The 25,831-nt window shown below is 71.5% G+C and carries 23 protein-coding genes and 2 pseudogenes; 14 read left to right on the top strand and 11 right to left on the bottom strand.

The window, feature by feature from the left end:
- Positions 1-15: 15 nt before the first annotated feature.
- Positions 16-249 carry an Lrp/AsnC ligand binding domain-containing protein gene (locus AB0J40_RS26095; RefSeq protein ID WP_003091994.1) on the bottom strand — a complete coding sequence of 78 codons (234 nt, stop codon included), beginning with the start codon at positions 247-249 and terminating at the stop codon, positions 16-18.
- 137 nt (positions 250-386) lie between these two features.
- Between AB0J40_RS26095 and AB0J40_RS26090 the strand changes: the two genes are divergently transcribed.
- Positions 387-1,343: a thiamine-phosphate kinase gene (locus AB0J40_RS26090; protein WP_364457364.1), complete on the top strand. Its 957-nt coding sequence runs from the start codon at positions 387-389 to the stop codon at positions 1,341-1,343.
- Positions 1,344-1,359: 16 nt separating this feature from the next.
- Positions 1,360-1,839 carry a GNAT family N-acetyltransferase gene (locus AB0J40_RS26085; protein WP_364457363.1) on the top strand — a complete coding sequence of 160 codons (480 nt, stop codon included), beginning with the start codon at positions 1,360-1,362 and terminating at the stop codon, positions 1,837-1,839.
- Here AB0J40_RS26085 and AB0J40_RS26080 read toward each other — a convergent pair.
- Positions 1,826-3,004, bottom strand: coding sequence for a glycoside hydrolase family 27 protein (locus tag AB0J40_RS26080; RefSeq protein ID WP_364457361.1), 1,179 nt, complete (start codon positions 3,002-3,004; stop codon positions 1,826-1,828). The genes AB0J40_RS26085 and AB0J40_RS26080 overlap by 14 nt on opposite strands.
- A 56-nt stretch (positions 3,005-3,060) precedes the next feature.
- On the opposite strand from AB0J40_RS26080, the gene AB0J40_RS26075 reads away from it, so the two are divergent.
- The 3 genes from AB0J40_RS26075 to AB0J40_RS26065 all read left to right on the top strand — a co-directional run bounded on the left by AB0J40_RS26075 (position 3,061) and on the right by AB0J40_RS26065 (position 5,134).
- Positions 3,061-3,591, top strand: a complete 531-nt coding sequence (locus tag AB0J40_RS26075; protein WP_364457359.1) for a gamma carbonic anhydrase family protein — start codon at positions 3,061-3,063, stop codon at positions 3,589-3,591.
- A 30-nt stretch (positions 3,592-3,621) separates the two neighbouring features.
- Positions 3,622-4,299 (top strand): uracil-DNA glycosylase, encoded by a 678-nt coding sequence (locus AB0J40_RS26070; RefSeq protein WP_364457357.1) that lies wholly within the window; start codon positions 3,622-3,624, stop codon positions 4,297-4,299.
- A 64-nt stretch (positions 4,300-4,363) separates the two neighbouring features.
- The gene (locus tag AB0J40_RS26065) at positions 4,364-5,134 is read left to right on the top strand and encodes an alpha/beta hydrolase (protein ID WP_364457355.1); all 771 of its coding nucleotides are present in this window, start codon (positions 4,364-4,366) and stop codon (positions 5,132-5,134) included.
- Between the two features lie 144 nt (positions 5,135-5,278).
- Here AB0J40_RS26065 and rpmB read toward each other — a convergent pair whose 3' ends face one another.
- Positions 5,279-5,470 (bottom strand): 50S ribosomal protein L28, encoded by a 192-nt coding sequence (gene rpmB, locus AB0J40_RS26060; RefSeq protein ID WP_003091970.1) that lies wholly within the window; start codon positions 5,468-5,470, stop codon positions 5,279-5,281.
- A gap of 133 nt (positions 5,471-5,603) precedes the next feature.
- Here rpmB and AB0J40_RS26055 point away from each other — a divergent pair, with 133 nt between their 5' ends.
- The 3 genes from AB0J40_RS26055 to AB0J40_RS26045 are packed head-to-tail and all read left to right on the top strand — an operon-like array spanning position 5,604 to position 9,803.
- Complete coding sequence (locus tag AB0J40_RS26055; protein WP_364457353.1) at positions 5,604-7,178, top strand: DAK2 domain-containing protein; 1,575 nt, start codon at positions 5,604-5,606, stop codon at positions 7,176-7,178.
- A gap of 4 nt (positions 7,179-7,182) precedes the next feature.
- Positions 7,183-9,336 (top strand): ATP-dependent DNA helicase RecG, encoded by a 2,154-nt coding sequence (gene recG, locus AB0J40_RS26050; RefSeq protein WP_364457351.1) that lies wholly within the window; start codon positions 7,183-7,185, stop codon positions 9,334-9,336.
- Positions 9,333-9,803: a GNAT family N-acetyltransferase gene (locus tag AB0J40_RS26045; protein ID WP_364457349.1), complete on the top strand. Its 471-nt coding sequence runs from the start codon at positions 9,333-9,335 to the stop codon at positions 9,801-9,803. Before recG ends, AB0J40_RS26045 begins: the two co-directional genes overlap by 4 nt.
- Here AB0J40_RS26045 and AB0J40_RS26040 read toward each other — a convergent pair.
- On the bottom strand, positions 9,784-10,398 hold the full coding sequence (locus AB0J40_RS26040; protein WP_364457348.1) for a TetR/AcrR family transcriptional regulator: 615 nt from the start codon (positions 10,396-10,398) through the stop codon (positions 9,784-9,786). The genes AB0J40_RS26045 and AB0J40_RS26040 overlap by 20 nt on opposite strands.
- A gap of 31 nt (positions 10,399-10,429) precedes the next feature.
- Between AB0J40_RS26040 and AB0J40_RS26035 the strand changes: the two genes are divergently transcribed.
- Complete coding sequence (locus tag AB0J40_RS26035) at positions 10,430-11,563, top strand: erythromycin esterase family protein (protein ID WP_364457346.1); 1,134 nt, start codon at positions 10,430-10,432, stop codon at positions 11,561-11,563.
- 54 nt (positions 11,564-11,617) lie between these two features.
- Positions 11,618-13,153 (top strand): annotated as a pseudogene (locus AB0J40_RS26030) (caspase family protein); the annotation flags it as partial.
- Between the two features lie 2 nt (positions 13,154-13,155).
- Here the strand turns inward: AB0J40_RS26030 and AB0J40_RS26025 are convergent.
- A pseudogene (locus AB0J40_RS26025) lies at positions 13,156-14,517 on the bottom strand (MFS transporter); the annotation flags it as partial.
- A gap of 105 nt (positions 14,518-14,622) precedes the next feature.
- Here AB0J40_RS26025 and AB0J40_RS26020 point away from each other — a divergent pair.
- On the top strand, positions 14,623-15,015 hold the full coding sequence (locus tag AB0J40_RS26020) for a helix-turn-helix domain-containing protein (protein ID WP_364457344.1): 393 nt from the start codon (positions 14,623-14,625) through the stop codon (positions 15,013-15,015).
- Positions 15,016-15,122: 107 nt separating this feature from the next.
- Here AB0J40_RS26020 and AB0J40_RS26015 read toward each other — a convergent pair whose 3' ends face one another.
- A complete protein-coding gene (locus AB0J40_RS26015; protein WP_364457342.1) occupies positions 15,123-16,469 on the bottom strand; it encodes a cation:dicarboxylase symporter family transporter in 1,347 nt (448 codons plus the stop codon).
- A 146-nt stretch (positions 16,470-16,615) separates the two neighbouring features.
- Here AB0J40_RS26015 and AB0J40_RS26010 point away from each other — a divergent pair, with 146 nt between their 5' ends.
- Together AB0J40_RS26010 and AB0J40_RS26005 are read left to right on the top strand one after the other, a co-directional pair.
- Entirely contained in the window at positions 16,616-18,190 is a 1,575-nt protein-coding gene (locus AB0J40_RS26010) for a sensor histidine kinase (protein ID WP_364457340.1), read from the top strand.
- A complete protein-coding gene (locus tag AB0J40_RS26005; protein ID WP_364457338.1) occupies positions 18,187-18,855 on the top strand; it encodes a response regulator in 669 nt (222 codons plus the stop codon). Before AB0J40_RS26010 ends, AB0J40_RS26005 begins: the two co-directional genes overlap by 4 nt.
- Positions 18,856-18,859: 4 nt before the next feature.
- On the opposite strand, the gene AB0J40_RS26000 is transcribed toward AB0J40_RS26005, so the two are convergent.
- A complete protein-coding gene (locus AB0J40_RS26000; RefSeq protein WP_364457336.1) occupies positions 18,860-19,522 on the bottom strand; it encodes a hypothetical protein in 663 nt (220 codons plus the stop codon).
- Between the two features lie 63 nt (positions 19,523-19,585).
- On the opposite strand from AB0J40_RS26000, the gene AB0J40_RS25995 reads away from it, so the two are divergent.
- Positions 19,586-21,334 carry a M64 family metallopeptidase gene (locus AB0J40_RS25995; protein WP_364457334.1) on the top strand — a complete coding sequence of 583 codons (1,749 nt, stop codon included), beginning with the start codon at positions 19,586-19,588 and terminating at the stop codon, positions 21,332-21,334.
- A gap of 1 nt (position 21,335) precedes the next feature.
- On the opposite strand, the gene AB0J40_RS25990 is transcribed toward AB0J40_RS25995, so the two are convergent.
- The 4 genes from AB0J40_RS25990 to AB0J40_RS25975 all read right to left on the bottom strand — a co-directional run bounded on the left by AB0J40_RS25990 (position 21,336) and on the right by AB0J40_RS25975 (position 25,774).
- Entirely contained in the window at positions 21,336-22,631 is a 1,296-nt protein-coding gene (locus AB0J40_RS25990) for a beta-N-acetylhexosaminidase (RefSeq protein WP_364457807.1), read from the bottom strand.
- Between the two features lie 73 nt (positions 22,632-22,704).
- Positions 22,705-23,553 carry a carbohydrate ABC transporter permease gene (locus AB0J40_RS25985; protein WP_364457332.1) on the bottom strand — a complete coding sequence of 283 codons (849 nt, stop codon included), beginning with the start codon at positions 23,551-23,553 and terminating at the stop codon, positions 22,705-22,707.
- Positions 23,544-24,488 (bottom strand): sugar ABC transporter permease, encoded by a 945-nt coding sequence (locus AB0J40_RS25980; protein ID WP_364457330.1) that lies wholly within the window; start codon positions 24,486-24,488, stop codon positions 23,544-23,546. The genes AB0J40_RS25985 and AB0J40_RS25980 overlap by 10 nt, the downstream gene beginning before the upstream one ends.
- A gap of 2 nt (positions 24,489-24,490) precedes the next feature.
- Complete coding sequence (locus AB0J40_RS25975) at positions 24,491-25,774, bottom strand: extracellular solute-binding protein (protein ID WP_364457328.1); 1,284 nt, start codon at positions 25,772-25,774, stop codon at positions 24,491-24,493.
- Positions 25,775-25,831 lie beyond the last annotated feature (57 nt).

The raw sequence follows: 25,831 nt of genomic DNA, 5'->3' as shown, positions 1-25,831 counted from the left end.
CAACTACACCACTGGTCAGAGGTGGACGACCGGGCAGGTCAGCGTCCGCGTGATGCCCTCCACGTTCTGCACCTTCGCGACCACGAGCTGGCCGAGCTGGTCCACGTTGTCGGCCGCCGCGCGGACGATCACGTCGTACGGTCCGGTGACGTCCTCCGAGCTGGTCACACCCGGGATGCTGGAGATCTCGGCAGCCACCGCGGCCGCCTTGCCGACCTCGGTCTGGATGAGGATGTATGCGTGGACCACGGCGCGCCCTTTCGTCGGGATCGATCGGCTCAAGGTAGGAACGTCATCAGCAACGTATCGCCAGCTCATCGAAAAACATAGGGCATCCGACTATCGGTGATCGACCTTTGTCCCGGTAGAGAAAGCAGAGGTGACCGGTGTCACCGAACGACGGAACGGTCGCCGAGACCGGCGAGTTCGCGCTCATCCGCGCCGTCACCGAAGGACGGCGCCAGCCCCCGGGCACCCTGCTCGGCCCGGGCGACGACGCCGCCGTCGTCGCCGCCCCCGACGGCCGCGTGGTCGCCAGCACCGACGTGCTCGTCCAGGGCGTCCACTTCCGGCTCGACTGGTCGCCGCCCGAGTACGTCGGGCGCAAGGCCGTCGCGGTGAACCTGGCCGACATCGCCGCCATGGGTGCCACCCCGACCACCGTCCTGGTCGGGCTCGCCTGCCCGCCCGACACCCCGCGCGAGGTCGTCACCGGCCTCGCGGACGGCATGTGGGCCGAAGCCGAACGCGCCGGCGTCGGCGTCTCCGGCGGCGACATGGTCCGCGCCGACCAGCTCGTGATCAGCGTCACCGCGTTGGGCGACCTCGGCGACCGCGAGCCGGTGACGCGCTCGGGTGCCCGGCCCGGCGACGTCCTCGCGGTGAACGGGCGGCTCGGCTGGGCCGCGGCCGGCCTGGCCGTGCTCGGGCGCGGGTTCCGCTCCCCGGTCGGCGTCGTCAACGCCCAGCGCTGCCCGGAACCGCCCTACGAAGCCGGCCCGCGCGCGGCGCTGGCCGGGGCCACGGCCATGATCGACGTCTCCGACGGCCTGCTCGCCGACCTCGGGCACATCGGGGAGGCGTCCGGCGTCGGCATCGACGTCCGCACCGCCGACCTCGACATCCCGGCCCGGCTCACCGAAGTCGGCGCCGCGCTGGGCGCCGACCCCCTCGACTGGGTCCTCACCGGTGGCGAAGACCACGCCCTCGCGGCGACCTTCCCGCCGTTCACCGAACTCCCCGACGGCTGGCGCACGATCGGCGTCGTCACGATGGCCGACTCCGGGATCACCGTGGACGGGAAACCGTTTTCGCGAGAAGGCGGCTGGACGCACTGGCGCTGATCTAGGCTTCGGAAGCGTGAGAATCGTTCCAGTTCCCTACGACCACCCCGACGCGGCCAAACTCATGGCGGCGGTGCAGCAGGTGTACGTCGAGCGCTATGGCGGCGAGGACGCCACGCCGATGAGCCCGGCGGACTTCGACCCGCCGCAGGGCCTGTTCCTCGTCGGCTACCAGGGCGACGAGGCCGTCGCCTGCGGGGCGTGGCGCGCCCACGACGGCCCCGAGCCGGATTTCCGGGAGGGCGACGCCGAGTTCAAGCGGATGTACGTCGCCGACTCGGCGCGCGGCCGCGGCTTCGCGCGGATGATCCTGTTCGAACTGGAACGCACGGCGGCGTTGTGCGGCCGCAAGCGCGCGGTCCTGGAAACCGGGACCAAGCAGCCGGAAGCCATCGCGCTGTACACGTCGTCCGGGTACGCCGAGATCCCGAAGTTCGGTCTCTACAAGAACGAGCCGGGAAGCCAGTGCTTCGGCAAGGACCTCACCTCGGTGTGAGCTTCAGCAGGGCCGCCTGATGCGGCCGCAGTGACGCCGAGACGCCGGTGCCGGTGTCCTGGTGGGCCCAGAGATCCCGGACGTTCCACGAGCCGGGGATCGACGCGGAGACGGTCGCGGTGGTGCTGCCGGTGTTGAGCAGCACCACCGCGAACCCGCCGCCGGTAAGCGGTTTCCCCCACACCTGGTAGCCGGGCCCGGCGTCGAGCCGGCGGCCCTGACCGCCCGCGAAGTCCTGGTCGACGGCGATCGCCTCGGGGTTGCCGAGCGTCGCGAGGTCGGTACCGCGCAGCTTCGCCGGGTCGGTGCCGGCGAACAGCGGCGCGTTCAGCACGGCCCAGACGCTGAAGTGCGCGCGGGCCTCGTCGGCGGTCAGCGTGCCGTTGCCGACCTGCAGCATGTCCGGGTCGTTCCAGCCGCCCGGGCCGCCGCTGTGCACGGCGACGGCGGCCTGCTGGTCGATCGTCGCGAGCACCGAGTCCCAGGTCGGGACCAGGTCGTAGGTGGTGCGCCACAGGTTCGCCACCGGCCGCGCCCAGGTCCACGGGCTGGAGACGCCGTACTCGGAGATCGCGTAGACGATCGGGCGGGGCAGCGCGGCCAGTTCGTCGCGCATCTTCTCGAACGCGGCCTTGCGGTCGAGGCCGTCGACGGTGTCGGCGTTGCACCAGTCGTACTTGAGGTAGTCGACACCCCAGCGGCCGAACGTCTCGGCGTCCTGGCGTTCGTGGCCGAGCGAGCCGATGCCGGACGCGGGGTAGGCGTCGTTGGCCATGGCGCAGGTGCGGCTGCCGGGTACGGCGTAGATGCCGAACAGCAGGCCGCGCGAATGGACGTAGTCGGCCAGGTCGGCGATGCCGTGCGGGAACCGCTTCGGGTCCGGCCGCAGGGAGCCGTCGGCGGCGCGCGCGGGCGCCTGCCAGCAGTCGTCGACCACGACGTACTTGTAACCCGCGTCACGCAGGCCGGTGTCCGCGAGCGCGTCGGCTGCCTTCTTGACCACGTCTTCGGTGAGGTCGTAGCAGCGGACCTGGTTCCAGCTGTTCCAGCCCATCGGCGGCGTCCCGGCCAGGCCGTTGGCGAGTGCGGGGGACGCCGTGGGCAGGCTGAGCAGCCACGTCAGCACGACGAGGAGGAGCACGAGCGGGCTGGTTTTCTGCTTCACGGCAATGCCGTGATCCAATCGCAGGGCACGTGAAACCGCAGTCACTCGGAGGCGGCATGCCGATCTACGCACTCGGTTCGCTCGAACCGACGATCCACCCCGACGCCTACGTCCACCCGGACGCGACGGTGATCGGCGACGTCCGGATCGGCGCGCACGCGTCGGTGTGGCCGCAGACCGTGCTGCGCGGCGACCACGGCTACATCGAGATCGGTGAGCGCTCGAACGTCCAGGACGGCTGCGTCCTGCACTGCACCGAGCGGCACCCGACGATCCTCGGGCCGTCGTCGGCGATCGGGCACGCGGTGCACGTGGAGGGCGCGACGATCGGCACCGGCTGCCTGATCGCGTCCGGTGCGGTGGTGCTGAACGGTTCGGTGATCGAGGACGGCGGCATGGTCGGCGCGGGCGCGGTGCTCTCGTACGGCTCCCACGTCAAGACCGGCGAGATCGCGCTGGGCGTGCCGGGGAAGACGCGGGAGAACAAGTCGTTCAGCGCGGAGAACATCGCGCTGGTGGTCGACTCCTACGTCGAGCGGGGCCGCCGGTTCAAGGCGGAGCTGAGGCGGCTCGACCCGCTCGGGTGACGTCGGCCACGCCCGGTAGGCTTGCGCGCCGTGACCGCACGACCGCTGCAGGACATCGTCGAGGCAGGCTGGGCGAAAGCCCTCGAACCGGTGGCGCCGCAGGTCGCCGCGATGGGGGAGTTCCTCCGCGCGGAGATCGCCGCGGGCCGGACCTACCTGCCGGCGGGTGAGCACGTGCTGCGGGCGTTCAAGCAGCCGTTCCACGACGTGCGGGTGCTGATCGTCGGCCAGGACCCGTACCCGACCCCCGGGCACGCGGTGGGCCTGAGCTTCTCGGTGGCGCCGGACGTCCGGCCGATCCCGAAGAGCCTGGTCAACATCTACAAGGAGTACTGCGACGACCTCGGTCACCCGCTGCCGTCCAACGGCGATCTGACGCCGTGGGCCGACCAGGGCGTGCTGCTGCTCAACCGGTCGCTGACCGTGCAGCCCGGGAAGTCCAACTCGCACCAGGGCAAGGGCTGGGAGGCGGTCACCGAGCAGGCGATCAAGGCCCTCGCGGCCCGGTCGGAGCCGATGGTGGCGATCCTGTGGGGCCGCAACGCCCGCAACCTGCGCCCGATGCTGGGTGACGTCCCGTGCATCGAGTCCGCGCACCCGAGCCCGCTCTCGGCGCACAACGGCTTCTTCGGGTCCCGGCCGTTCAGCCGGGCCAACCAGCTCCTGGAGCAGCAGGGCGCGGCGCCGGTGGACTGGAAACTTCCCTGACGATCGGTGTCCGGATCGGTGTGACGGCTCCGACCAGGGGTAAACGAACCTTGGAGGACACCCCATGAACGTCACTTCGGCCGACGGCACGACCATCTTCTTCGAGCAGCGCGGCGACGGCCCGCCGGTCATCCTGGTCGGCGGCGCGTTCAACGACCGGACGACCACGGTGGGCCTGGCCGAGGTCCTGGCCGGCGACTTCACCACGATCGTTTACGACCGCCGTGGACGCGGGGACAGCGGGGACGCCCCGGAGTACGCGGTGGAGCGCGAGATCGAGGACCTCGCGGCGCTGATCGCGCACGTGGGCGGGACGGCGTCGGTGTTCGGGCACTCGTCGGGCGCGGTCCTGGCCCTGGAGGCGGCCGCGGCGGGGATCGGGATCGAGCGCGTGGTGGCGTACGAGCCGCCGTACGCGACGGACGAGCACCCGCGCGGTGACGTCGTCGACGAGGTGCGGGCCCAGCTCGCGGCGGGGGACCGCGACGGCGCGGTGGCGACGTTCCTGCAGGTGGCGGGCACGCCGGCGGAGATGGTCGAGGGGATGAAGCAGGCCCCGGTGTGGGGCTGGTTCACGGCGCTGGCGCACACGCTGCCGTACGACCTGACGATCTGCGGCCCGGGTGCCCGGATCCGCGCGGAGAACCTGGCGAAGATCACGGTCCCGACGCTGGTGATCGGCGGCGGCGCCAGCGACGAGACCCTGCAGGCGGGCGCCCGCGCGGCGGCCGCGGCGGTGCCGGGCGCGCGTCACGAGACCCTGGAGGGGCAGGACCACGGCGTGCTGCAGTTCCCGGAAACCCTCAAGGACCTGCTGACCGGTTTCCTGAAGTGAGCTGACTTTTCAAGCCGACCCCGCCGGGGGTCCAGGGGGCTTGCCCCCTTACGCGCCCCCTGGGGGGCAAGCCCCCAGGGGGCGCGTAAGGCGAAAAAAATGGCGAGCGCTCTCCGCGAGCACTCGCCACCCTTCCGTTTCGCCTTACCCGCGAACGACCTTGCCCGCCTTGATGCACGAGGTGCACACGTTCAGGCGCTTGCGCTGGGACACACCCACCTTGGCGTGGACGGTCTGGATGTTCGGGTTCCACCGGCGGTTGGTACGGCGGTGGGAGTGCGAGACCGACTTGCCGAAGCCGGGTCCCTTGCCACAGACGTCGCACACGGCAGCCACGTCGAACTCCTTTGGATCTGGGTCATAGAAATGAGCCCAGATGCACTGGGCAACTCGACCATAGTAACTACTGGCTTCGCGAGGCCCCGCACCGGGTCGATACGCTGCCTCGGACCGGTCAGGAGGTTACGGGGTGCGGGTGCTGGACGCGGCGGCGGTGTCGGCCTGGGCTGCGGGTTGTGTGCACAGCCTGGCGAGCCTGCGGCCGGCCATCGACGAGATCAACGTCTACCCCGTCGCCGACTCCGACACCGGCTCCAACATGCTCTTCACGATGACCGGCGCGGCCGCGGAACTGGCCGCCGCCACCCCGGAAGACGCCGCCGGCGCGCTGAAGATCCTCGCCCGCGGTGCCGTGGCCGCCGCCAAGGGCAACTCCGGCGTCATCCTCTCCCAGGTCGTGCGCGGGCTCGCGGACCGCGCCGAAGGCGAGCTGGACGGCGCGTGGCTGGCGAAAGCGCTCGGCCACGCCGACGAGGTCGCCACCGGTGCCGTGAGCCGCCCGGTCGCCGGGACCATCCTGACCGTCCTGCACGCCGTCGCCCTCGCCGTGCGCGGGGACACGGGCAGCCTCGGCGAGGTCGCGCGGAAAGCCGCGGAAGAAGCCGCGCACGCCCTCGAGAAGACGCCGCTGCAGCTGCCCGCACTGGCCAAGGCGGGGGTGGTCGACGCCGGCGCGCGCGGGCTCGTCGCGGTGCTCGACGCCCTGGTCGGCGTGCTCACCGGCGCCGAGATCGAGCGGGAGCACGCGCTGGCAGTGCCCACCGCGGCGGAGCAGGCCTACGCCTGGGAGGTCATGTACCTGCTCGACGGCGTCGACGAGCAGAGCCTGCCGACCCTGCGCAAGGAGCTGAGCGGCCTCGGCGACAGCGTCACGGTCGCCGGCGACGGCTCGGGCAGCCACGCCGTGCACGTCCACTGCGCCGACATCGGCGCCGCCATCGAAGCCGGGCTCGCCCTGGGGCGTCCGCGCAGGATCCGCGTCGAACCGCTGCTCACGCCAACGCCGATCGAGCCGGGCGGCGGGATCGACCGCACGGTCGTCGCCGTCGTGCACGGCGGTGCGCTGGCCGAGCTGCTGCGCGCCGAAAGCATCCCCGTGCTGGCCGTGCCCGAGGGCGAGACGCCGAGCGTCGAAGACGTGATCAGCCTGCTCAACGAAGCCGCCGGCCGGCACGTCACCGTGCTGCCCGGCAGCGTCGAGCTCACCGCGGCGGTCGACACCGCGGCCGGGCACGCGATGGCCGCCGACCGGGACGTCGTGGTCATCCCGTGCGTCTCGCCGGTGCAGGTGCTGGCCGCCCTCGCCGTGCACGACGCCGGGCGCCGCACCAACGACGACGTCGTCGCGATGGCCGAAGCGGCCGCCGCGACCAGGCGTGGCGAACTGCGGATCGCGCAGGAGGAGTCGCTAACCTGGGTGGGCCGGGCCCAGTCCGGTGACGTGGTCGGCCTGGTCGACGACGAAGTGGTGCTGATCGAGCCGGCACCCGCGTCCGAGACGAACCTGGTCGCCGCCGCGATGAAGGTGCTCAACCGGATGCTGGCGCTCGGCGGCGAGCTGGTGACCGTGCTGAGCGGGGCCGACGCCCCGCCCGGGGTCGCCGAGGAGCTGGCGGAGCAGCTGCGGCTGGAGCACCCGGAGGTGGAGCTGGCCGGCTACGCCAGCGGCCAGGCGGACGCCGTGCTGCTGATGGGAGTCGAATAGCGAGATGGCCGGACTGCGCGACAAGCTGCCGCTGCTGCTGGGCGCCAAGACGGCGAAGGCGCTCGCCACGTCGCTGGGTATCGAGACGGTCAGCGACCTGCTCCGCCACTACCCCCGCCGCTACGCCGAGCGCGGCGAGCTCACCGACATCGCCGGCCTCGAGCTGGGCGAGCACGCGACCGTCCTGGCGCGCATCGAAAAGGTGAGCAAGCGGCGGATGAAGTCCCGCAACGGGACCATCCTCGACATGGTGATCACCGACGGGAAGCGCCGGCTCACCTGCGCCTTCTTCAACCAGGCCTGGCGCGAGAAGGACCTGGTCCCCGGCAAGCACGGCTTGTTCGCCGGCAAGGTGTCCGCCTTCCGCGACACCCTGCAGCTGACCAATCCCGAGTACGAGCTGTTCGAGGCCGACCGCGCCGACGAGGCCATGGACGACTTCCTCGCCGCGATCATCCCGGTCTACCCGGCGGCGCAGGGCATGCCGACCTGGTCGATCGCCAAGTGCGTCCGGCAGGTCCTCGACGTCCTGGAGGTCGACGAGGACCCGATGCCCGCGGAGCTGCGGCGGCTGCACAAGCTGTCCGACCTCGACACCGCGCTGCACGGGATCCACCGCCCGGGCAACTGGGCGCACCTGGAGGCGTCGAAGAAGCGGCTGAAGTGGGACGAGGCCATGGCCGTCCAGCTGATCTTCGCGCAGCGGCGCCATTCGGCCATCTCGCGGCCGGCGAAGGCGAACCCGCACGTCAGCGGCGGGATCCTGGACGCCTTCGACAAGCGGCTGCCCTTCGACCTCACCGCGGGCCAGCGGGGGATCGGCGACGAGATCGCCGCCGACCTCGCGTCGGAGCACCCGATGAACCGGCTGCTGCAGGGTGAGGTCGGCTCGGGCAAGACGATCGTCGCGCTGCGGGCGATGCTGCAGGTCGTCGACAACGGGCGGCAGGCCGCGATGCTGGCGCCGACCGAGGTCCTCGCCGCCCAGCACGCCCGGTCGCTGCGCGAGATGCTCGGCGACCTCGGCCAGGCCGGCGAGCTGGGCGCGGCGGAGAACGCCACGAAAGTCACGCTGCTGACCGGGTCGATGGGGGCGAAGGAGCGCAAGAAGGCGCTGCTGGAGATCGTCAGCGGCGAGGCGGGCATCGTCGTCGGCACGCACGCGCTGATCCAGGACCACGTCGAGTTCGCCGACCTCGGCCTCGCCGTCGTCGACGAGCAGCACCGCTTCGGCGTCGAGCAGCGGGACGCGCTGCGCACCCGCGGGTCCGGCGACACCAGCCCGCACGTGCTCGTCATGACCGCGACGCCGATCCCGCGCACGGTCGCGATGACCGTGTACGGCGACCTCGAGGTGTCGGCGCTGCGGGAGATGCCGGTCGGGCGGTCGCCGATCTCCACCACGGTCGTGCCGGTCGCCGAGAAACCCGCGTGGTTCGAGCGGATCTGGCAGCGCGTCCGCGAAGAGGTCGGCAAGGGGCACCAGGCCTACGTCGTGTGCCCGCGGATCGGCGACGAGCCGCCGTCGGACAAGAGCGACAAGCGCCCGCCGCTCGCGGTCCTCGACGTCGCGCCCGAGCTGGAGCACGGCGCGCTGCAGGGGCTGAAGATCGGCGTGCTGCACGGCCGGATGCCGCCCGACGACAAGGACGCCGTGATGCGGGCCTTCTCCGCGGGTCAGTTGGATGTCCTGGTGGCCACGACGGTGATCGAGGTCGGCGTCAACGTCCCGAACGCGACCGCGATGGTGATCATGGACGCCGACCGGTTCGGCGTCAGCCAGCTGCACCAGCTGCGCGGCCGCGTCGGCCGGGGCAGCGTGCCCGGGCTGTGCCTGCTGGTCACCGAGGCCCTCGACGGCACGGCGACGCGCGAACGGCTGGCGGCCGTCGAGTCGACCACTGACGGCTTCGAGCTGTCGCGCCTCGACCTGGAGCTGCGGCGCGAAGGCGACATCCTCGGCGCCGCGCAGTCCGGCAAGCGGTCGACGCTGAAGCTGCTTTCGCTGCTGCGCGACGAGGACGTGATCGCCGCGTCGCGGGCGAGCGCGCAGGAGATCGTCGAAAAGGACCCGGACCTGAAGAAGTACCGCGGCCTGGCCCAGATGGTCGCCGACGTCGTCGACGTCGACCGCGCCGAGTACCTGGAGAAGAGTTGATCCGCGCCGCGACGGTGGCCGACGCACCCGCGATCGGCGAGGTCCACGTGCGGTCCTGGCAGGCGGCGTACGCGGGGCTGATCCCGGCGGACTTCCTCGCCCGGCTCTCGGCCGAGTCGCGCGCGGCGTCGTGGGCCCGGCACATCGGGACCGGCGCCGGCTCGGTCCTGGTCGCCGAGGAGGACGGCGTCGTCGTGGGGTTCGCGGCGTTCGGTCCCGGCCGGCTCTTCGCGCTGTACCTGCTGCCGGAGCACTGGGGGCGGGGCCTCGGCCGGGCGCTGCACGACCGGGTCGTCGAAGAGCTGCCCGGGGACAGCGCCGTCCTGTGGGTGCTGTCGACGAACGAGCGGGCGAAGGCCTTCTACGCGCGGCAGGGCTGGGTCGACGACGGCGTCACCCAGACCGAGACGGTCGACGACGGCCGCGTCACGCTGGAGGAGCGGCGGTTCAGTCGCCGGTTGCGGTGAACGCGCCGGCTTTCGCGGCGGCCGCGGCGGCCTTCGCGGCGACTCCGGCGTCCCGCGGGGTCACGCCTTCGCGGGAGACGAACAGGCGGTAGAAGACCGGGCCGCACGCGACCCGCACGACCTCGACCGGATCGGTGCCCGCCGGGACCTCGCCGCGTTCGACGGCCCGGTCGACCACGACGGCCGAGCGGGCGTGGCGGTCGACGTAGAACTCGCGCAGCGCGTCCGCCGCGCGGGCCGAGAGGAACGCCGCCGAGATCGACGCCGTCGGCAGCTCGCGCTCGCCGGGGGAGGTGAAGTAGTGCACCAGCTCCAGGTTGATCCCGCGCAGGTCGCCCTCCAGCGAGCCGGTGTCCGGCGCCGTCCACTCCTGCTCGGTGCCCATCAGCAGGGCCGCCGCGACCAGGCCTTCGGCGGACTCCCAGCGGCGGTAGAGCGTCGTCTTGTGGACCCCGGACCGCTCGGCGACCGCCTCGACGGTCAGCTCGGCGTACCCGCGTTCCCCGAGCAGCTCCAAGGTGGCGTTGAGGGCGGACAGGCGGGTCCGCTCGGTACGGCCGCCCGGGCGCTTGGTGCCGGAAATCTCGGTTGCCAACTGCTACTCCTGTTGCGTTAGTGTGCCCAGTATGCCAGAACCCGACTCCATCGACGTCGCTTCCGTGGCCGAGCTGATCGGCGCTGCCGAGGTCGTCGCCATCGGCGAGAACAACCACCACATCCGCGAGTTCGGTGTCCTGCGCGACCGTCTCCTCCGGTACCTCGTCACCGAGCGCGGGTTCACCGTGCTGGGGTTCGAGGGCGGGTTTCCCGAAGGGCACCTGGTCGACACCTGGCTGCGGGGCGGGCCGGGCGAGGTTGCCGACATCGCCCGGGACGGCTTCACGTTCGGCCTCGGCGACTCGGCCGAAGTGCACTCGATGCTGACCTGGTTGCGCGGGCGCGGGGTCCGGTTCTTCGGCTTGGACGTGCCGAGTTCGGCGGGTTCGCCGGTGCCCGCGCTGCGGGCGGTGCGCGAAGTCCTGTCGCGGGTGGATCCGGCCAATGTGTCCCTTGTGGACACCGCGCTGGCGGCCTGCGAACCGTACGCGTCGGTGAGCAGCGCGGTCGCGCCCGGGCGTTACGGTGCCATGAGCGTGGAGGCGCGGAACGCGGCCACCGCGGCTCTGACCGTCCTCAAAGGACATGTCGAGTCGCTGGCGCCCGAAGCCGCGCACGACGCGGAGGGCGCGCTGCGGGTCGACCTGTACCTGCGGGAACTGGCCGCGCTGATGGCCGGCCAGGCGCCGGAGCCGCAGAGTTCGTCGCGGGACACGTACATGGCGGCCACCGTCCGGATGCTGCGGCGGCGGTTCCCCGGCGAGAAGATCGTCCTGATGCTCCACAACGGACACCTCCAGCGCGTGCCGTTCTCGCCGATGCCCGGCATGACGGCGCCGTCGGCGGGGACGCTCCTGGCCGCGGAGCTGGGCGATCGCTACTTCGCGTTGGCGTTGACCGCGGTCTCGGGGACGACGACCGGACTCGCTCCCGACGACGCTTTCCCGCTCGGGTTCCGGATGTTCGAGCAGGCACTGGACGCGCCCGCGGAAGGCAGTGTCGAGGCGGCGCTGGCCGCCGAGGCGCCGTGCGTGGTCGCGCGTCCCGCGGCGACGGCCATCCGGCACGCGCACATGACGGTGCCGGTCGACGTCGCCTCGGCGTTCGACGCGGTCGTCTGCCTGAACGGGCAGGAAACGATTTTCCGCTTCGCCGCTGAATAGGTGTGCCCGTTCGGCTGCTTGCCGTAGTGCGCCGGCTGGGCGTTTCCTTCCGGTATGGCCGGGCGGAGGCGGGCGCTGATCGTCGCCAACGGCGAGTACGACAACGCGGGGCTGCAGTGGCTGGGCTCGCCCGCGGCGGACGCCGACGCCCTCGCCGGCGTGCTGGCCGACCGCGCGATCAGCGACTTCGACGTGCGCGTGGTGCGGAACGAGACCGCGCACGTCGTCCAGGCGGAGATCGAGGACCTGTGCGCCGAGGGCCGTCCCGACGACGTCCTCCTGCTGCACTTTTCCTGCCACGGCCTGAAGGACGATTCGGGCGGGCTGTACTTCGCGGCGCGCAACACGCGGCCGGACCGGCTGCGGTCGACGGCCGTGCCGGCGCAGTTCGTCCAGCAGTGCATCCGCCAGACCCGCTCGCGCAGCGTGGTGCTGCTGCTGGACTGCTGCTACGGCGGGGCGTTCGGGCAGGGCGTGGCGGTCCGGGCGTCGGGCGACGCGAACGTCCTGGACAGCTTCCGCGGCGGCCGCGGCCGCGCGGTGATCACGGCGTCGAACTCGATCGAGTACGCGTTCGAGGGGGCGACGCTGGCTTCGGACGAGCCGGCCCAGCCGTCGGTGTTCACCGCGGCGCTGGTGGAGGGGCTGCGCACGGGCGAGGCCGACCGCGACGAGGACGGCTGGATCGCGCTGGGCGAGCTGTACGAGTACCTGTTCGACCGCGTCCGCGAGCGCAACCCGAAGCAGACGCCGAGCCGCGACATCGAGATGCAGGGCGAGCTGTACCTGGCGAAGAGCCGGCGCCGGCGCATCAAGCCGTCCCCGGTCCCGCCGGACCTGGCGGGGGCGATCGCGGCGGAGAACCCGTTCACCCGCCTGGGGGCGGTGGCGGAGCTGCGCCGCCGGCTGGCGAGCGACAACCTGCCGGTGGCGGTGGGGGCGTTCGAGGCGCTCCGGGAAATGGCTTCGACGGACATCGAGCACGTGGCGGCGGCGGCCGCGGACGCGTTGTCGTTCGCCGTGGTCCGGGTGGACGTGGCTTCGGTGAAGTTGTCGGCACCGCCGGGGTCTCGCGCGTCGGCTTCGCTGCGGGTGTCGGGTCCGCCGGTGGCGCGGGAGGTGCGGTTCGACCCGTCGCACGCGTGGATCCAGGCGGCCGAGGTGGCCGGCGGAGCGGAGCTGACGGTGACGGCGGGGGAGTCGGGGGTACGGCGCGGCAAGGTGGTGGTGACCGGCCCGACGGGCGACGTGGTGGTGGGGGTGGAGATCGAGACGGAGCCCGTGGCGGTGGCGGCCGCGCCGGAAGCCGCCGCTCCTGCCGAACCCGAGCCCGAACCCGAACCTGCGCCGGCCGCGGAAGCCGAGCCTGAGCCGGCCGCGGAAGCCGAGCCTGAGCCGGTGGCCGCTGCAGGTCCCGACCTCGCGCCCGAGCCGGTGGCCGCTGCAGGTCCCGACCTCGCGCCCGAGCCGGTCGCGGAATCGCCCGCGGCGGAGCCGGAGCCGAAGCGCCCCAATGTGGCCTTCGGTGCGTCAGACGCACCGAAGGCCACATTGGGTGCGTCTGACGCAACCAAGGCCACATTGGGGCGCTTGCGGCGGGCCAGCACCAGCCCGCCCAGTGCCACCGCCGTCACCAGGAAGCCCGCGCTGACCCCGTAGGCCAGCCGGAACCCAGCCGCCAGCGCCTCGCGACGGTCCACACCGGACAGGCCCGCCGTGCGGGACGCGGCCACCGAAGCCAGCACCGCCGTGCCGATCGCCGCCCCCACCTGCTGGGTCGTGTTGATCAGGCCGGACGCCACGCCCGCGTCCCCGGCCGGCACGTCCGACATCGCCAGCCCCATCAGCGCCGGGATCGCCGCGCCCGCGCCGAGGCCCATCAGCAGCAGCGGCGGCAGCACACCGGTGAAGTAGTCGTCGCCGGCCTGCGTCAGCAGCAGCAAGCCCACGATCACCAGGCCCAGGCCGGACAGCAGCACCGTCCGCGGTCCGAACCGCGCCGACAGCTTGTCCGCGAAGCCCAGCGACGCCACCGCGATCACCAGGGGCACCGGCAGGAACGCGACGCCGGTGCGCAGCGCGTCGAGGCCCAGCACCTGCTGCAGGTACAGCGCCGTCACGAACTGGAAGCCCAGCATCCCGGCGACCATCAGCACCATCACCAGGTTCGCGCCGGTGACCGCGCGGATCCGGAACAGCCGCAGCGGCAGCAGCGGCGTGCGCGCCTTCGCCTGCCGCACCACGAACGCCGCCAGCAGCACCGCGGCGGCGACCAAGGCGCCCCACGCGGACGACGAAATCCCGTACACGCCCAGCATCACGGCCGCGGTGACCAGGACCGCGCCGAGCACGTCGAGGCCCGCCCGGAGGCCGGTGCCGCGATCCGGTGCGACGACCCTGACCGCCAGCACCAGTGCGGCGACGCCGATCGGCAGGTTGACGTAGAACGTCCAGTGCCAGTTCAGCGCCTGCGTCAGCGCGCCGCCCGCGATGAGGCCGATCGACGCGCCCGCGGCCTGGGTGAAGCTGTAGACGCCGATCGCGCGGGCCCGCGCCCGCGGCTCGGGGTACATCGTGACGATCATGCCGAGCACGACGGCCGAGGCGAGCGCGCCGCCGACACCCTGGACGAACCGCGAGACGACCAGCACCCCGGCGTCCTCGGAGAGCCCGGCGACCAGCGAAGCGAAGGTGAACAGGCCGAGCCCGCCGAGGAAGACGCGGCGGCGGCCGAGCAGGTCGCCCAGCCTGCCGGAGATGAGCAGCAGGCCGCCGAAGGCGACCAGGTACGCCGTGACGACCCAGGCGAGGCCGGCGGGCGTGAACCCGAGGTCGGCCTGGATCGCGGGCAGCGCCACCGCGACGATGCTGCTGTCCAGCACGACCATGAGCGACGCGGCGCACAGCACCGCCAGTGCGAGGCCGCGGGAGCGGGTGGGGTGATTCTCGGCCATGTGAGGCCCCTCCAGTCGAGCGTTCCCCCTGGTCGTTGCCAGGGCACTTCTTGTAACAGTGCCCATCATGTGTGACCATGGGTGCGCGCGTAAGGAGGCACTTCCATGTCCCAGGGGAACATCGATGTACCCGTCCAGGTCACCGAGATCGACCCGGAGAAACTCGACGTCTGCACTGTGCTCGAGGTCATCAACCGGATCAGCGGCAAGTGGGCGATCGGCATCCTGCTGGAGGCCATCCGGGGCCCGGTCCGGTTCACCGAGCTGGAGCGCGCGGTCAACGGGATCAGCCGCCGGATGCTGACCCTGACGCTGCGCAACCTCGAACGGGACGGCCTGCTCGAGCGCACGATCTACCCCACGGTCCCGCCGCGGGTGGAGTACGAGGCCACGGCGATGGCCAAGGAGCTGTACCAGTCGCTGAACGGCCTGCTCGGCTGGGCGGAGCGACACCGCGACGACATCGCCGCGGCGCGCGTCGCCTACGACGCCGCCTGAAGCCGCCGAAGACGTGGAAACGGGCCGCTGCGCGAGGTCGGGGAAACTCGCACAGCGGCCCGTCGTGGCTCGTGCTCAGCGGGGGCGTGAGCACGAACGTTTCGGTGCTACTTCGCCGCGACCGCTTCGGGCTCGGGCTGCCGGTCCTCGTCGACCATCGTGGCTTCGTCGAACGGCGCCTGCCCGGCGAACACGCGCTGCGCCTGCTCGCGGTCGAACTCCTTCGTCCAGTTTCCGATGAGGACGGTCGCGACGGCGTTGCCGGCGAAGTTCGTCAGCGCGCGGGCCTCGGACATGAACCGGTCGATGCCGAGGATGAAGCCGACGCCGTTGACCAGTTCGGGGCGGTGCGACTGCAGGCCGCTGGCCAGGGTCGCGATGCCCGAGCCGCTGACGCCCGCCGCGCCCTTCGACGCGATGATCATGAAGACCAGCAGGCCGATCTGCGCACCGATCGACAGCGGCTCGTCCTGGGCGGCGGCGATGAACAGCGTCGCCATCGTCAGGTAGATCGCGGTGCCGTCCAGGTTGAACGAGTACCCGGTCGGCACCGTGATGCCGACGACCGACTTGTCGACGCCCAGGTGCTCCATCTTCGCGATCAGCCGCGGCAGCGCCGACTCCGACGACGACGTCGAGAGGATCAGCAGGAACTCGCGGCCGAGGTAGCGCAGCAGGTGCCAGATGTTCACGCGGGCGCCGAGCCAGAGCACGATGCCGAGGATCACGAACACGAACACCAGACAGGTCACGTAGAACCCGATCATGATGACCGCGAGGCTCTTCAGCGCCGCCCAGCCGGTCGCGCCGACCACCGCGGCGATGGCGCCGAACGCGCCGATCGGGGCGGCCCACATGATCATCGCCAGGACGCGGAAGACCAGCCGCTGGATGTGCTCGACACCGCGCAGGATCGGCGCGCCCTTCGAGCCGAGCTTCTGCAGCGCGAACCCGACGAGGAGGGCGACCAGCAGCGTCTGCAGGACCTGGCCTTCGGTGAAGGCCGACACGAACGTCTTCGGGATGATGTGGAGCAGGAAGTCGACCGGTCCTTCGGAGCCGGTGGCGGACTTCTGGACGCTCTTCACGTCGGCCGGGTTCAGGTGCAGCCCGGTGCCCGGGTGCAGGATGTTGCCGACGACGAGGCCGATCGCGAGCGCGAACGTCGACATGACGATGAAGTAGACCAGCGCCATGATGCCGACCTTGCCGACCTTGGCCGCTTTCGCGACCGAGCCGACGCCGAGGACGATGGTGCAGAAGATGATGGGGGAGATCATCATCTTGATCAGGTTGACGAAGCCGTCGCCCAGGGGCTTGAGGCCCTTGGCGAAGCCGGGGAAGAGGAAACCCACCAGGATCCCGAGCAGGACCGCGACGATCACGGCCAGGTACAGGTAGTGGGTCTTGTCCCGCTTGCGCGGGGTGTCCTCGGTGGTCGGTGGGGTCGGCACCGTTGCCTCCAGCTCAGGGGTGTTCCAGGTTGCGGCACACTGTAGGCGCCGGCCGGTGATCCGGCTCACTTGTGTTCATTGAGTTCGCGCACCGTCCCCTTCGGACACCGGAGCGCGTGTGCTGGTATGAGGAGGTGCCCCCGACGATGCGGTCCCGCTGGAGCCTGGCCCGCCAGCTGCTCGTGCTGCAGCTGGCGGTGCTCTGCGTGCTCGCCGGCGCCGGCATCACGTTCGCCTACCTCGACGCCTCCCGCGCGGTGAACGAAAACGCGCGCGACCAGGTCCGCGCGGTGGCCTCGGCGGTGGCGGACGCCCCGACCGTCGTCAGCGCGGCCGCGGCGCCGGACCCGAGCGCCACGCTGCAGCCGTACGCGGTGCGGGTGCAGGCCGACACCGGCGTCGACTTCATCACGATCATGAGCCCGGCCGGGATCCGCTACACCCACCCGAACCCGGCGCTGATCGGGCAGCACTACATCGGGACCATCACGCAGGCGCAGCAGGGACAGCCCTACACCGAGACCTACACCGGCTCGCTGGGCCCGTCGGTGCGCACGGTCGTCCCCGTGTTCGGCCCGGACCGGCGCGTGGTCGCGCTGGTCGCCGTCGGGATCACCGTCGCCGCGATCTCGGCCGAACTGCGCGAACGCCTGTGGCCGCTCTTCGGCGTCGCCGGGGCGGTGCTGGTGGTCGGGGCGCTGGGCGGCTGGCTGATCAGCGCCCGGCTGCGGCGCCAGACCCGCGGGATCGCGCCGGACGAGCTGAGCAACCTGTTCGAGTACCACGAAGCCGTGCTGCACTCGGTCCGCGAAGGCGTGCTGCTCGTCGGCCGGGACGGGCGCATCGGCCTGTGCAACGACGGCGCGCGCGCCCTCCTCGGCCTCGACGCCGACCCGGTCGGGCGCGAGCTGACTTCGCTGGGGCTGCCGGAGGAGCTGGTCTCGGCCTTCGGGTCCGCGGAGAACCGCGCCGAGGAACTGCACCTGACCGACGCCCGGGTGCTGCTGGTCAGCACGACCGCGGTCCGCTCGGGCGGCCGGGCGCAGGGCACCGTCGTCGTCCTGCGCGACCACACCGAACTGCAGGCGCTGACCGGGGAGCTGACCACCGCCCGCGGGCTCGCGGAAGCGCTGCGGTCGCAGGCGCACGAGGCCGCGAACCGGCTGCACACGGTCGTTTCCTTGGTGGAGATCGGGAAACCCGAGCAGGCCGTCGAGTTCGCGACCGCCGAGCTCGCGCTCGCCCAGGAGCTGACCGACCGCGTCGTCGGCGCCGTCGCCGAGCCGGTGCTCGCGGCGCTGCTGCTCGGAAAGGCGGCGGAGGCGAGCGAACGCGGGGTCGAGCTGACGGTCACGCCGGACACAGTGATCGACGACGTCTCACTCGGCATCGAGGCCCGCGACCTGGTGACGATCCTCGGCAACCTGATCGACAACGGCCTGGACGCGGCCGTGCGCGGCAGCGGCAAGCCGGCGGTCGTCGTCACCGCCCGGACGGACGAAGACGGGCTGCTGCTGCGCGTGGCCGACAGCGGCCCGGGCGTCCCCGAGGACGCCGACGTCTTCCGCCGCGGCTGGTCGACGAAGGCCGAGGACGGCCACGGCCTCGGCCTGGCCCTGGTCGGCCAGGCGGTACGCCGCTACGGCGGCACGGTCGACGTCGGCCACGACGGCGGCGCCGTGTTCACCGTGCGGCTGCCGAGACAGGGGGCGGGCCGGTGATCCGGGTGCTGGTGGTGGAGGACGAGCCGGTGGCCGCCGAGGCGCACCGCGTGTACGTGGAACGGCTCCCGGGCTTTTCGGTGGCCGGCGTCGTCCATTCCGGTGGCGAGGCGCTGCGGTTCTGCGAACGCGAGCCGGTCGACCTGGTGCTGCTGGACTTCTACCTGCCGGACACGCACGGATTGGCGGTGTGCCGGTCGCTGCGCGCGGCGGGCCTGCCGATCGACGTCATCGCGGTGACGTCCGCACGCGACCTCGGCCTGGTGAAGGCCGCGGTGTCGGTGGGGGTGGTGCAGTACCTGCTGAAGCCGTTCACGTTCGCGACCCTGCGCGAAAAGCTGGAGCGCTACGCGGAATTCCGCGACGCGTCCGGCGAAGTGACGGGCCAGGCGGAGATCGACCGGGCACTGGGCGCGTTGCGAACGACCGAGCAACCGCCACTGCCGAAGGGGATGAGCGTCCAGACGCTGGAGGCGATCAGGGACGCACTGGCCGGTGCGGCGGAAGGGCTTTCCGCGGGCGCGGCGGCGTCGGCGATCGGCGCGTCCCGCGTGACGGCTCGGCGGTACCTGGAGTACTTGGCGGACAACGGGATGGCGCACCGGGAACCGCGCTACGGGCAGGTGGGACGGCCGGAGGTCTGGTACCGGCTCACTCGCGTATAACGACTTATAGCCGGTCGCTCAGGAGCTGGGCGATCTTCGTGTAGACCTCGGGCGCGAACGGCCGCATCGCGAGTTCGGCCAGCCGGGTCTGGCCGTGCGACTTCTTCACGACCAGCAGCATCACGTCACCGTATCCGCGGCCGTTGCCGGCCACGTTGTCGTTCAGCTTGCAGGTGCGCGTGGTGCCGTCCACGCCCGCGATCGGCGCCGCCGCCTCCACACACGGCTTGGTCCACTCCCTGACCAGCGCCGGAACCTGCCCGGTGCCCGGGACGACCGTGATGTACAGGTCGAACAGCTGCCGGCCGCCGGTCCGGCTGGCGTAGTTGCAGTGGTAGGTCGTGGCGCCCTGCTGCGAACTCGGCGCCTCTTCGACCGCGTAGGTGTCCAGGACGACTCCCATCACGGCACTCGACTCGGTCACCCCCAGGAACGGGCAGGCCGACGTCACCTTGGCCGGCGAGTGCGGCGGCGGTGGCTGCGGTGTCGTCGGCGGCTGCGAGCCCGGCCCCGGCCCCAGCGCGGGCGCCTCGGACGACGGCCGGTCCGTCGCGGGAGGCCTCGACGTGGTCGTGGGCGTGGGCGGCGCGACCGGCGCCGGTGCCGAACACGCGGCCAGCAGGGCCAGCGCACCGGCCGTGATCAGGATTCCCCCTCGATTCCCCATTTCGCGAGGATAGCCCGACTTCCGGCGGTTCCGGCGGCTTTTCCGGTGCGGTAGACCGGGACCATGACGAAGTGGGCCGGATGGGTCGCCGCCGTTGTCCTGGGCCTCGGGCTCGCCACCCCCGCGCAAGCCGCCGAACCGGCCGCCTCCGTCACGGGCGTCCAGGTGACCGGGCCCGTCGCGCAGCGGTTCAACCTCGTCGTCCTCGGGGACGGCTACACCGCCGCCGAGCAGCCCAAGTTCTTCGCCGACGTCCAGCGGCACGTCAGCACCCTCTGGTCGCTCGAGCCGTTCAAGTCCTACCGCGGCTACTTCAACGTCTACGCCGTGTCGATCGCGTCGCCCGAGTCCGGTGTGGACTGTGACCCTTCGCTCGACGCACCGAAGCGGGACACCCCGCTGAACATGGGTTTCTGGGGTGGTTGCAACCCGCAGAGCGTCCAGCGCCTGCTGACCGTCGACGACGCGGCCGCGCAGCGGTACGCCGATCTCGTCCCCGGCACGACGAGCGCGAACCGGCAGATCCTGGCGCTGGGCAACAGTTCCACCTACGGCGGCGCGGGTGGCGCGTACGCGACGGCGTCCGGCGGGAACGCGCTGTCCGCGCTGATCTCCCCGCACGAGCTGGGCCACTCGCTCGGCGGTCTCGACGACGAGTACGACTACTACGCCCGCAACGTCCCGGGCGGCGCGTACGAGGGCGGCGAGCCGGACTCGATCCACCACACGCTGCTCACCGAGCAGCAGATGCGCGACCAGCACGCGAAGTGGTGGCGCTGGCTGGGCGAGCCCAGCGAGGCCGGCGGCACGATCGGCCGGTTCGAAGGCGGGCTCTACACCCAGACCGGTGTCTGGCGGCCCAGCGCGCACTCGATGATGAAGACGCTCGGCTACGCGTTCGACCAGGTCGGCCGCGAGCGGATGACGCAGCGGATCTCGGCGAAGGTGCCGCTGATCGGCGGCGGCACCCCGGCCGGGACGATCGGCGCCGACCGCGTCGTGTGGGTGCGGCCCCTGCACCCGGTGAGTCACAGCCTGGACGTGAGCTGGACGCTCGACGGCCGTCCACTGCGCGGTTCGACGGCCCTCGACCTGCGGCAGGCCCACGTGAAGCCGGGGAAGCACACGTTGACGGCGACGGTGACCGACCCGACACCGTTCGTCCGCGACCCGGCCGTCCGGCCGACGGCGACCCGCACATGGACCGTGGACACGTCGGTGGTCACGCCACCGGCCGGCGGCCCGCCGGTGGTCGCGTCGACCCCGACCACCGCACCGGTCGGCGGCCACGACGTCGTGTACGTCGAGACGGGGGAGCCGACCGACGCGATCCCGCAGGTCCGCTGGACCCTCGACGGCAGGCCGGCCGGAAGCGGACCGGACTTCGCGCTGAAGGAGTCACGCGGGCAGCACACGCTGACGGCGACGACCGGCGGAACCACGCTGACGTGGACGGTGGACGCGGACGGCCCGACGACGACGATCGCACTGCCGCCGGGAGCCGTGTACCACGGTTCGTTCACGATGAAGCTGACGGCGTCCGACGGAATGCCGGAGTTCCGCGTGGACGGCGACGGCTGGCACAAGTACTACGGCTGGCCGACGGACCCGGGAGCGCCGTACCTGTTGACGCCGCGCGGAACGGAGATCGACGGTTTGGCGTACGGAAACCTCGGGTCGGGCGGGTTGACGGTGTCGCCGTTCAGCGAGCGGAAGCCGGGGTACGGGCGCCACCGCATCGAGTACCGCTCGATCGACGCGGCGGGCAACGTGGGCCCGACCCGGTCGGTCACGGTGACGCTGTTGCCGTGAGTCAGCGTGGCCGGCCCGGCACCCCCGGCCGGGTCTGCCAAGGACGCGGCCCGTCGAGCGGCCGGTATTCGACGCCCAGCGCGTCCAGCCGCGGCAGGTGGTGGTCCCGCAACCGCGGTAAAAACTCCGCATAGTCCCGGGAACCGCTGCTCCAAGCCACCTCCGCGAACGCCGACAACCGCGGGAAAGCCATGTAGTCCACCCGCCGGATGTCGTCCAAGTGCTCGCTCCACACCTGGGCCTGCACCCCGCGCAGGCGGGACCCCGTCAGCGCCGGCTCGTACTCGTACACGTCCTGGAGCGTGTGGACCCAGCCGACCGGGATCGGCTCGTCCGGGTCCGGGGACTGGCGGTGGTCCAGGTACACGTGCTGCTCCGGGCACATCACCACGTCATGGCCTGCCGAAGCCGCTCGGATGCCCGCCTGCTCGTTCTGCCACGAGCCGATCACCATCGGGGGTAGGTCGGGGATGTCGAGGACCTCGTCCCAGCCCATCGGTGTCCGGCCGCGCGCGATCAGGTGCTCGGCCAGCCGGCGGACGAACGCTCGGTGCTCGTCGGTCGCGCCGGGGGTTTCGTCGCCGCCCAACGCGATCACCGGGGACGGGAAGATCTCCAGGAGGTGGTCGAACACCGTCCGGAAGAAGTCCAAAGTGGACGGCGACGGCGAAAGGAGCGAAGTGCTGATCCCCCAGGAAGTCCAGACCTCGTACGACGACGAAGTCCCGAGTGAAGGGTAGGCGGCCAAGGCGGCCCGGGCATGGCCGGGGATGTCGATCTCCGGCACCACCGTAATGGCCCGGGAAGCCGCGTACGCCACGATTTCCCGCAGGTCGTCGCCGGTGTAGAACCCGCCGTGCGGACGGCCGTCCTGCGCGCCCCCGCTGCCCACCATCGACGACGGCCGCCAGCCGCCCACCGACGTCAGCCGGGGATGAGCCGGGACCTCGAAGCGCCAGCCCTGGTCCTCGGTGAGGTGCAGGTTGAGCACGTTCAGCTTGTGCGCGGCCAGCAAGTCGACGAACCGCAGCACTTCGGCCTTGGTCCGGTAGTGCCGGGCGACGTCGAGCAGGCACCCGCGCCAGGCGAACCGCGGGTGGTCCTCGACCACGCCGCACGGCACGGACAACGGACCGCCGAAGGAAGCCGCGCGGAACGCCGACGGCCCCGCGAGCTGCCGCAGGGTCTGCCGCCCGTAGAACTCCCCCGCAAGATCGCCGCAGTACAGCACGACCCCGGACGGCGAAATCTCCAGCCGGTACCCCTCGGCCGGCAGCGACGCGGCCCGAACGTCCACAGGGGACGGCCACGGGCACGAACCCCGCGCGGGCGTCACGGAAACCGGCCGGGGGAGCAGAGTGTCGAACATGTCAGCCCTTCACGGCGCCGGCCATCCCGGACACCAGCCGTCGTTGCACGAGGACGAAGAACACGAGAACCGGGATCGTCATCAGCGTCGAGGACGCCATCACCGCGCCCCAGTCGGTGTCCTCCGGCTTGAAGAACACCAGGATCGCCTGCGGCAGCGTCTGGTTCTCGGTCTTGGAGATGATGAACGTCTTGGCGAAGAGGAAGTCGTTCCAGGCGTGGATGAACGCGAGCACGCTCACCGCCACCAGCCCGGGAGCCACCAGCGGGAACAGGATCTGCCAGGTGAACCGCATCCGCGACGCGCCGTCGAGCTTCGCGGCTTCTTCGAGTTCCACCGGCACCGCGGCGACGAACCCGCGCAGCATCCAGATCGCGAACGGCAGGCTGAACGCCAGGTGCACCAGCACCAGCGAGCCCAGCTCGTTGAGACCCAGCGCGGGCACCGCGCCGCCGAGCGACCGCATCAGGAAGAACAACGGGATCGTCAGCGCCTCGACCGGAACCATCTGCGCCACCAGGATCATCACCAGCAGCACGGTCCGGCCCCGGAAGGAGAACCGCGTCAGCGCGACCGCCGAAAGGAACGACAGCAGCAGCGAAAGCACGACCACGACCAGCGCCACCACCAGGCTGTTCACGAAGAACCGCCCGAAGCCGGACACCGTGAGCACGCGCGAAAAACTGTCGAACGACGGGCTGAACGTCCACGGCTTCGGGTTCGCCGACTGGATCTCACCCGCCGGCTTGAACGCCGAGAGCAGCATCCAGTACAGCGGGAAGGCGACGATCCCGGCGACCACCACGGTGACGACTTCGGCGACGAACCGCCCCGGACGTTTCACAGCCATGCCGCGCTCCGGCGTTGCGACCGGACGTACAGCCCGGTGACCGACAGCAGCAACAGCGTCATGACGACTCCGATCGCCGAGCCGAGGCCGTACTCCTGCCCGGCGAAAGCCTGTTGGTACGCATAGACGTTGAGGACCAGGTTGCGCCCGGCGACCCCGCCGCCGTTGGTCATCACGTAGATCTGGGTGAAGACCTTGAAGTCCCAGATGATCGACTGCACGGTCGCGATCATCAGCAGCGGCCGCACCATGGGCAGCAGGATCGACCACGTCGTCCGCCACATCGACGCGCCGTCGAGCGACGCGGCTTCGAGCACCTCGTCCGGGACGCCCTTGATCCCCGCGTACATCGTGACCAGCACGAACGGGAACGAGCACCAGATCACCTCGGCGGCGACGAGCCCGAACGCGCCGAGCGTGCCGAAGGTCCACGAGTGGTGCTCGAACGGCAGCCCGATCCCCGACAGCACCTCGTTGACCAGGCCGAAGTCGGTGTCGAAGAGGAACAGCCAGACGTAGGAGCCCGCGATCGCCGGCGTCGACCACGCACCCAGCGCGGCCAGGAACAGCAGCGTGCGGGGGAGCGAACGCACCCGCGAAGCCAGCACCGCGAGCCCGGTGCCGACGACGAGCGAACCGACGACGCAGGCCGCGGCGAACCCGACCGTCTTGCCGAGCACCGTCCAGAACTGGACTTCCGACAGCAGGTCGGCGTAGTTCGCGACGCCGAGGAACACCAGCGGCGCGTTGCCCGCGGCCTGCGGCTGGCCGTAGTCGTAGAACGAGATCAGGACCAGCTGGTAGATCGGGTAGGCGAGCATCGCCGCGAGCAGGATGCCCGCCGGGGCGAGGTAGAGCGCGGCGGCCCGGCCGTCCCCCTTCCGCCGCGGCCGCCGCGCGGGGGCCGTGACGGAAGGGGCTTCCTGGACGGTCACCACTAGCCGAAGGCCTTGTCCATCGCCGCGGCCGCGTCGGCCAGCGCCGCCGCCGGGTCCTTGCCGCCGGTCGCGATCTGCTGGACGGCCGTCGGCAGCACGTTCTGGCTGTCGATCTTCGACCACGCCGGCGTCGCCGGGACGAACTTCGTGCCCGCCTTGAGCGTGTCGACGAACGGCTTGAGGAACGGGTCGTTCGCCGCGAGCTTCTGCTGCACGCTGCTCAGCGTCGGCAGGTTCCCCATCGCCGTGTACATCTTCTCCTGGTACTTCGCGCCGCCGAGCAGCTCGACGAACTCGAGAGCCAGGCTGCGGTGCTTGCTGGCGTTGAAGACGCCCAGGAGGTTGCCGCCGGCGAACGCGGGGGCGACGCTGCCCGCGGTCGTGCCCGGGATCGGGACGACGGCGTACTTGCCCTTGACCGCACCCTGTTCGACGGCCTTGCGGTTGAAGTCGCCGCCGATGGTCATCCCGGCCTTGCCGCCGGCGAACGCCGTGACGCTCTGCGTGCCGGTCAGGTTCGCGCACTGCGCGGGCGGGCAGATGTCGTCCTTGAGCAGGCTCGCGTACTGCGTGACACCGGCCTTGGCGTGGTCCTCGGTGACGGCGGACTTCCACTTGCCGCCGTTGTCGCGCGCCAGCTCGCCGCCGTTGGCCCAGAGGAACGGCAGCATCGCGTAGGTGTACTTGCCGCCGACGGAGATGCCGTAGAGATCCGGCTTGGCGGCGCGGATGCGCCGGGCGGTGTCGGTGAGTTCGGCGAGCGTCGTCGGCGGCTTGAGGCCCAGCTCTGTGAAGACGTCGGTGCGGTAGTACAGCGCGCGGATGCCGGTGTACCAGGGCAGGCCGTAGGTCTTGCCGCCGGACTTCGCCGTGTCGAGCACGGTCGGGATGAGGTCCTTGCCCTCGCTCCACGACGCGAGGTCGCCGGTCAGGTCGGCCAGCGCGCCGGTGGCGGCGTAGCTGGAGACGTCGGTGTTGCCGAACTCGGCGACGTCCGGCGCGTTGTCCGGGTCGTTGAAGGCGCCGGAGAACTTGTCGGCGCGGCCTTCGACCGGCACCCACTGCACGTCGACCTCGACGCCTTGGTGCGCGGCCTTGAACTCGGTGATGGCGTCCTTGACCGCGGCCTCCTTCGGCGCGCGGTTGGCCTCGTCGAACAGCCAGACGCGGACGGTGCCGGTCTTGTCGTCGCCGCCGGAGCCGGCGGGCGCGGACTGGGTGGGCGCGCAGCCGGCGAGCAGGGCCAGCCCGGCGACCAGGGGCAGGGTGCGGCGCAGTCTCATGACGATCCTCCAGTGGGCAGGGTCGTGAGTGCGTAACAGTGTTAGAACACTGTTACG

It is taken from the genome of Amycolatopsis sp. NPDC049691, from assembly GCF_040675005.1.
Lineage (GTDB): Bacteria > Actinomycetota > Actinomycetes > Mycobacteriales > Pseudonocardiaceae > Amycolatopsis.
The sequence above is the reverse complement of the archived record's forward strand: the minus strand, read 5'-3'. Positions and strand labels throughout refer to the sequence as shown.